The organism is Pedobacter sp. (assembly GCF_035566355.1).
GTDB lineage: Bacteria > Bacteroidota > Bacteroidia > Sphingobacteriales > Sphingobacteriaceae > Pedobacter.
This window is the reverse complement of the sequence record NZ_DATMRL010000188.1, coordinates 1-7617: the sequence shown is the minus strand read 5'-3', so window position 1 is coordinate 7617 and position 7617 is coordinate 1. Positions and strand designations below refer to the sequence as shown.

Annotated in this window: 6 protein-coding genes; 3 read left to right on the top strand and 3 right to left on the bottom strand. The window is 40.8% G+C overall.

Annotation, left to right across the window (positions count from 1 at the left end):
* A partial coding sequence (locus tag VNZ46_RS07405) for a hypothetical protein (RefSeq protein WP_325559446.1) occupies positions 1 to 314 on the bottom strand: 314 nt, incomplete at its 3' end.
* A 236-nt stretch (positions 315 to 550) separates the two neighbouring features.
* Here VNZ46_RS07405 and VNZ46_RS07400 point away from each other — a divergent pair.
* Complete coding sequence (locus VNZ46_RS07400; RefSeq protein ID WP_325559445.1) at positions 551 to 2410, top strand: hypothetical protein; 1860 nt, start codon at positions 551 to 553, stop codon at positions 2408 to 2410.
* Positions 2411 to 2412: 2 nt separating this feature from the next.
* On the opposite strand, the gene VNZ46_RS07395 is transcribed toward VNZ46_RS07400, so the two are convergent.
* Positions 2413 to 3063, bottom strand: a complete 651-nt coding sequence (locus VNZ46_RS07395) for a family 16 glycoside hydrolase (protein ID WP_325559444.1) — start codon at positions 3061 to 3063, stop codon at positions 2413 to 2415.
* Positions 3064 to 3281: 218 nt separating this feature from the next.
* Here VNZ46_RS07395 and VNZ46_RS07390 point away from each other — a divergent pair, with 218 nt between their 5' ends.
* On the top strand, positions 3282 to 5660 hold the full coding sequence (locus VNZ46_RS07390) for an ABC transporter permease (protein WP_325559443.1): 2379 nt from the start codon (positions 3282 to 3284) through the stop codon (positions 5658 to 5660).
* A 32-nt stretch (positions 5661 to 5692) separates the two neighbouring features.
* Here VNZ46_RS07390 and VNZ46_RS07385 read toward each other — a convergent pair whose 3' ends face one another.
* Positions 5693 to 6637 (bottom strand): NADP-dependent oxidoreductase, encoded by a 945-nt coding sequence (locus tag VNZ46_RS07385; protein WP_325559441.1) that lies wholly within the window; start codon positions 6635 to 6637, stop codon positions 5693 to 5695.
* An 84-nt stretch (positions 6638 to 6721) separates the two neighbouring features.
* Between VNZ46_RS07385 and VNZ46_RS07380 the strand changes: the two genes are divergently transcribed.
* Complete coding sequence (locus VNZ46_RS07380; RefSeq protein WP_325559440.1) at positions 6722 to 7567, top strand: AraC family transcriptional regulator; 846 nt, start codon at positions 6722 to 6724, stop codon at positions 7565 to 7567.
* Positions 7568 to 7617: the final 50 nt, after the last annotated feature.

Below are 7617 nucleotides of genomic sequence, written 5' to 3'. Positions count from 1 at the left end.
GTCCAGCTCTGCCAGGCAAATTGTTTAATGTGCTCCGGACTGGCGGCCTCCAGACTTTTAAAGCTTTCTCCTTTATTTTCGCGGTAAAACGTAAACAAAAAACCGGATTCGATTCGCATGGAAATACAGAGGCCATTATCGTGTAATATAAAAATGCTATTCCCCATCTGATCACCATCCGCGTCGATATATGGTTTCTTTATCGTGATTTCCGCGTTGCTGAACTCCAGGTCCAGCCCACCGTTGTCATGAGCAGGAACGGCGTCTGAGTTGATAATTCTTGTAAAGTTACTGATATCGAAATCGTATTTCATGGTCATGAGTTTTTGTTAAAACAAGATTTAGTTTCTTCATATGGTTTCCGCTAATTTAAGTTTCATAAAAATAGGCGGCAAGTTTCAACAGGTTACAAAGTATCTACCTCCAGTACAATGGCATCTACAATATGTCTACATAACCCATAATCCATTCACCACCAATAAATTACAAGCCCACATTTTTCTACTTATTGCACAGGCTCTTATCAATTTATAATTAAATTTGAGAACTTATGAAATATTTAATCTACCTATTTTCTATTCTGTATTGCCTGACGATCCCCGTGAATGGTTTTGCCCAAACGGAGTTAACGGATAGCCTGACCGCTGTTTTAAAGAGTCCTTCTCTGAGCGAAAAAGAAAAACCTGTATTGTTAAATCAACTGGCCGAAATATACAGGACCAATAAAAATTATGGGCTTGCAGAGCGCAAGGCCAATGAAAGTGCCAGGATGGCTTTGCAGAATAAAGATTACATCAATGCGGTAAAGGCCTACACCCTGCTGGTCAATATCAAAACCTCTACCGGACAACTTTCATCAGCAAAACGAACCAGCGATTCTACATCTGTACTGGCTAAAAAAACGAATGATCCTGTCGCAATGGCCTACGCATATTATGCGCAGGTCCTGGTGTATAAGATTTTAGACGATGCACAAAATGTGGTAAAATTCTGCGGTCTTGCCTTAAAACAACTGGAAAAAAAATCGGATCCTTATATCGCATCCAAAATATATTACCGGCTGTATGCCGTTTATTCTGGCTGGAACAATGAGGCAAAAGCAAATTTATATGCTTCAAAAGCTACCGAAAATGTGCTTCTAACCACCGATTACAATCATTTGAGTAATTGTTACACGGCATTATCCGTTGCCCATGAATATAACTACCATACCTCCAAAAACAAGGCCGAGCTGGACAGCGTGCTGTTTTATCTTAAAAAATCAGAAATGCTTTATCATCAATATCCCGGTCATGTCGCCAACCAGACTTATGCGATAGCTTGTATTGATATCGCAAGCTTCTACCTCAGATACTTTGCTCCAACTGACCTGCAGGCAAAAAGTCAGGCCATGCGTTATGCCAATACAGCCATATCGGTTTTAAAGGGTGTGGATAACAGCCAGGAAATACTGGCCAGCGGTTTAGGTATATTGAGTGAATATGCAAAGCGGGATGCCGATTATGGCCGGCAGGAAGCTTATTTATTACAGGCATACGAAGTTATAAAAACTGGGAAACCTATTTATTATTATACCATGCTGAATGTAGTGCAAGCTTTAGCTGATTTTTATGAGAAGAAGGGTGAGCTTAAAAAGGCCATAGATTTCCAGAAAGAGATCACCGCTTATACCCTAAAGAACTTTAATGAAAAACAAGCGTTAAATGCCCAGAAACTGGAAATACAATACGAAACCGAAAAAAAAAACAATGAGATGAACCTGCTCAGGGAACGCGAGCAGAGCCACAAACGGCAGAACTATTTGTATGGTTGCGTAGCGGTGATTTCTTTCTTTGGATTGCTGTTTATGTTCCGGTCTTATCACTTCAAATTGCGTTACTCTTTACAACTGGAAAAACAGCTTGATCTGGAAAAGCAGGATTCTGCACTTAAGGTAAAACTGGAACAGGAAGAACAGGCTAGGCTAAAAGCAGAACAGCTGTTGCTGGAGACCCAGCAGCTGCAATTAAAGAAGGAAGCGATGGCCAATGTGTTACAGTTGGAACATAAAAACCAGATGTTGCTTCAGATAAAGGAAAAACTGAATGACGGAAACCCGGTCAACATGCAAAAACTCTGGAAGGAAGAAATGGTGCTGGACAGTGATTTTGAAGATGCTAAAATGCAGATCCAGCAGGTTCATCCTGATTTTTTCAGCCTGATCAATCATAAAGCGGGAAAGAAGCTCAGTGCACTGGACCTAAAGCTTTGCGCATATATTTACCTAAAAATGGATACCCGGCAAATTGCCCAGATGATGCATATCGAAGCCAAAAGTGTTCGGATGAGCAAATACAGAATCAAACAAAAGTTAGGCCTGGACAAAGAAGAAGACCTGAATCTTTATTTACAAGAAATGGGAACCGTATAGTCTTATTTCCTGGAGATTTTAAGATTTCGGAAAATCCCCGGAGAGTCATCGCCGGTAAAAAAACCTATTTTCCCGGACTTCAGGTCTCCTAAGGGGTTAACTACTAAACAAGGCTGTGGCTCATCATTGGTAAATACACTAATTTTCCCCGCTTCAACTTTAATCCTGACTTTAAACCACTCATTTGGGTCAAGGTTTTCACCAATGGGTTGCTCATATTGTAGTGGATGATGATTTCTTAAAACTTCCCAATCGTAATTTGGAAGTGAGACATATTGGACTGCATGTTTTTTGCGTAGTTCATCTGTTGCTCTGAAATTAAATGGCCGGAAATAAATGGCTTCATAATTCTTTTCATTTTTAATATGAAACGCGAAGCCAACAAAACTTTTTTGGTGGACATCCCGCCCTTTAACTTCAAATTCAATCTCTCCATTTTCAAAAGTGGGGTACTTGATCATTATAATCCCGGCTCCAGGTCCAGGGTTAACCGAGAGAATATGCTGTTTATCTACAACATTCATACTGATGGTTCGGTTGACCGTTGTTGTTACCTTGGAGATATCTACATTTTCAAGCTTTTGGGCAAATAGATTTGCATTGACTGAAAAGCTGAGCATAAAAAGAATAGGCAGGAAATTGGATTTTTGCATGTTTGTGTTTTCGACCTTCACTCAAGCCTTGTGCCAGATAAATTTGTAGGATATAGAAAGGCTTCAGGTGCATGGGCCCTGTTAAACATTGTTCGTAAATGAACATGTACATGTACATTTACGAACAGCAACGAAAACCCAGGCCGTTACAGGCAGGGCTTTGAAGCCTATTTTCGTTTTGGCACGTCCTTTCGTCAAGTTATATAAACAATTGACCGATGCTCATCTTTAATTTAAAAATAGCGTTCCGCAATCTTTTGAAATATAAAGGTTTTTCCCTCATCAATATTGGCGGGCTGGCTATTGGAATGACCTGCTGTTTAATGCTCCTGTTATATGTGAATTATGAATGGAGTTATGACAAACAGTTCAGGAATATAGATCGTATTTATGCGGTTTGCAAAAACTACAAAGCAAGTGGAGAAACCCTTACCTACGGCGCTACTGACGATGCGCTTCCGCAGTTATTAGGTCCTGCTTCGGTGCAGAATATTCCTCAGGTCGAATATGCCAGCCGGATTGCGAGGCGCTGGGGAATCCTGTTTAACTATGCGCAAAATTCCTATAAAAGGAATGTTTATTTTGTGGAACCTTCTTTTCTGAAAATCCTGGATTATCATTTTATTAAAGGAAATCCTGCAACGGCTTTAACCGATCCCAATGCTATTCTGATTACTGAATCTACCGCCAAAAGTCTGTTCGGAACCACTGATCCGATAGGAAAGAGTGTTAAACTGGACAACCGGAAATATCTTCATGTTACTGCTGTGATTGCCGATCCGCCTAAAAACCAGACTTATAAATTCGATGTATTATTAACTTGGGCTTTGTTTGAGCAGGAATCTCCCTGGCTTGCAGGAACAGACTGGGGAAGCGGTTTTTGTAACACGGTGATCCAGTTAAAGAATCCTGATGATTTTAAGGCGGCGGATGCACAAATCCGTAAGATGATCTCCGCCAATCAGCCAAAAAGCAAGGCTGAAGCCTTTTTATTTCCGCTTAAAAAAAGTCATCTATACAATAACTTTGAAAACGGAAGAGCTACCGGGGGGAAAATAGATGAGGTAAAATTATTCCTTTTCCTGGCTTTCTGTGTTTTGCTTATTGCCTGTATCAATTATATGAACCTCAGTACGGCGCGTTCCGAAAAACGGGCAAGAGAGGTTGGCGTGCGTAAAACGCTGGGCTCATCAAGACGCTCCATTGCCTTGCAATTTTTTGCGGAGTCTTTGCTTCTGTCTTTTTTTGCTATAGGAATAGCTTTTGTTCTTACTGAAGCAGCCTTACCCTACTTTAATAACCTTCTGGATATACAGATGTTGATTTCCTACAATTCTTTTGAGCTCTGGGCCACCTTGCTTCTATTACTGCTGTTCACCGGTTTTGTTGCAGGCAGTTATCCTGCCTTCTATTTGTCTTCTTTTGTTCCGGTCAGGGTATTGAAAGGTTTTAATGGTGCAGGCCGGTCTTCGTTACCTTTGCGGAGGATACTGGTTGTTCTGCAGTTTGGATTCTCTATTTGCATGATCATTTCAGCTATTATTATTTATAATCAAATCCATTTTATTGAACAGAAACCGCTTGGCTTTGATCAAAACAATCTGGTTCAGATAGAACGTTCAGGTGAATTTAAGACACGTTCAAAAGCTGAACTTTTTAAAGCAGAGCTCTTTAAAGCTGGAGTGATCAGTTCTGCAACGGAGATGTCTAATGGCTTAACCAATGGAGGAGACAATTCTTCGGCATTTGAATGGCCAGGCAAATTCGCAGATGAAATCATCGTTATGAACTATAGGGCAACAGGTTTCCACTTTATGAAGACCATTGGTGCCAAAATGTTGCTGGGCAGAGATTTCTCCGAAAAATTTGCCCTGGATTCTTCAGCGGTTATTCTGAATGAAAGCACAGTAAGGGCCATGCGGCTTAAACAGCCTATAGGTACCCGGATCAGATGGGATAAAGCGGTTTTTACGGTAATTGGTGTGGTAAAAGATTACAATTACGAGTCTACTGCATTTAAAGTTTCTCCAACATTATTTTTCTCCGCCTATAAAGAGACCAACGTATTGCTTTTCAGGCTCAACCCGACACAAAATCTCAGCCGTTCTATTCAGAAAATTCGTGATATTGGTGCGGCCATCAACCCAGCCTATCCTACCGACATTCAGTTCATCGATCAAAATATGGCCGATAAGTTCAGGAACGAAAGAACCATGGGGGTTCTGTCTAATCTGTTTGGCGGTTTTGCAATTTTCATTTCCTGCCTTGGCTTGTTAGGGCTGGTTTTATATATTGCTGAACAGCGCAAAAAGGAAATTAGCATCAGAAAGGTGCTTGGTGCCGATATGAAGAACATTTTGATGTTGCTCAACAGGGACTTTATTAAGCTGGTATTGTATTCTAATCTGATCGCTTTCCCTATAGCCTATATCTTTTCAACGAACTGGCTCCAGAAATATGACTATAGGATTGCGGTCTCTGTATGGCCATTTCTTCTGGCGGCCTCTATATCATTATTGATTACTTTGTTAACCATCAGCGTTCAAACCTTTAAGATTGCTGCATCTAATCCAGCAGACGCGTTAAAACATGAATAAACTAATGTTTTGACGCGTCTGTCAGGGCCTGATTAAATGGTATTGACAGTAATTACAATTTTCCCCTGTGTTCTGCCGGTTTCAAGTGCCTGATGGGCATCAGCCATTTGTTCAAAATCAAAGAGCTGGGAGACATGAGACTTCAGCGTTCCATTTTCCAGCAGTCTGGCAATTTGCTGCATGTTATGCCCGCTCGACTCCACCATGGTGAAATAGCCATTGATCCCCATTGCTTTTGCTTTTTCCGTAACGGCTTCTCTCAATCCGGAGGGAATACTGATAATGGTGCCGCCTTTTTTGATCACTTTTAAAGATTTGTCAATATTTTCACCTCCTATGGCATCCAGCACAAAGTCAACATGACTTGTAAATTGCTCCAAAGGGCCGGCGGTGTAATCAATATGCTCATCGGCACCCAGGCTCAGTACAAATTCTTTTTTTGCCGCTGAGGATGTTCCAATTACATAGGCCCCAAGGTGTTTAGCGATCTGCACCGCATAATGTCCAACTCCCCCAGCTGCTGCATGGATCAAAACGCGGTCTCCAGCTTTAATCTTAGCATGATCTACAATCACCTGCCAGGCCGTTAAGGCGGCTAGTGTAGCTGCCGCGGCATCCGTATGACTGGTCTGCTTTGGCTTTAAAGCCAATTGATCTGCAGGTGCCGCTACATATTCTGCATAGGCTTTACCATGGCCGGGAAAGTTGACCATTCCAAATACTTCATCGCCGGCTTTAAATTCTTCAGATTTGGACGTCTCTACAATTCCAGAGATATCCCAGCCAAGGATCATCGGATGTTCATCTTTGATCTTTCCCGAAACTCCTTTTCCTTCGCGGGTTTTTATGTCCACAGGATTGATGCTGATGGCTTTAACTTTTATCAATATTTCCTGATCTTTTATTTCCGGGATCTGCAGCTCTTGTAGTTGTAACTGAGCTGTGGATCCAAACTCTTTTAAAATTATTGCTTTCATTGTATTCTGTTTTATACGTCAAAATTAGCGGTGTTTTTACAAATTCATTTGTACATCCATTCGTTAAATCAGTAATTTTACACCATGCATAAGGAAAGTTTATATGAACCCTTTGAGATCGTTTTTAAAGAACTGAATGAATGCCCCAAAAAGGCTCACGAGCACACTTTCTTTGAATTGGTTTATATTGTTGCTGGTACCGGACAACAATGTATTAATAAAAACAAATTTCCCTATCACAAAGGGCATATGTTTCTGATCACACCAGACGACTGCCATTCTTTTGACATTGAAGAAACTACCCAGTTTTTGTTTATCCGGTTTAACAATATTTATATCAGGAACAATGTCCTGCCTCAAGACCATATCCAGAAACTGGAGTTTATATTACAGCATGCCAATCATCAACCTGGCTGCATACTCAAAAATCAGGTAGATAAAACACTGGTAGAACCAATGATCAACGCAATTATACGGGAATACGTTAACCGGGACCTGTATAATAAAGAGCTCATCCGTCAGTTGGTCAACACACTGATTGTAGTTGTGGCCAGAAATATCGCAAAATCTCTGCCCGAAAAAATTAATGAGCAGTCGGAAGAAAAGGCACTTGATATTTTGGAATATATACAGAGTAATATCTATACGCCGGAGAAACTCACGGCCGAACATTTGGGTGCATCTTTTGGTATTTCAGAGTCTTATCTGGGCCGCTATTTTAAAAAACATGCTAATGAAACGCTGCAGGATTATGTGACCCAGTATAAATTAAAGCTGATTGAAAACAGGCTGTTGCATAGTGAACTTCGTATCGGCGAAATTGCAAGGGAGTTCAATTTTACAGACGAAAGCCATCTAAACAGAATTTTTAAAAAGTACAAAGGAGCCAGCCCATCGGCTTATCGCAAGGCAAGAAAGTCGGTTGTTTGATCAATAGGTTCTGGCACTTCACACGAGTCTATTAAAATAATCAATCCCGA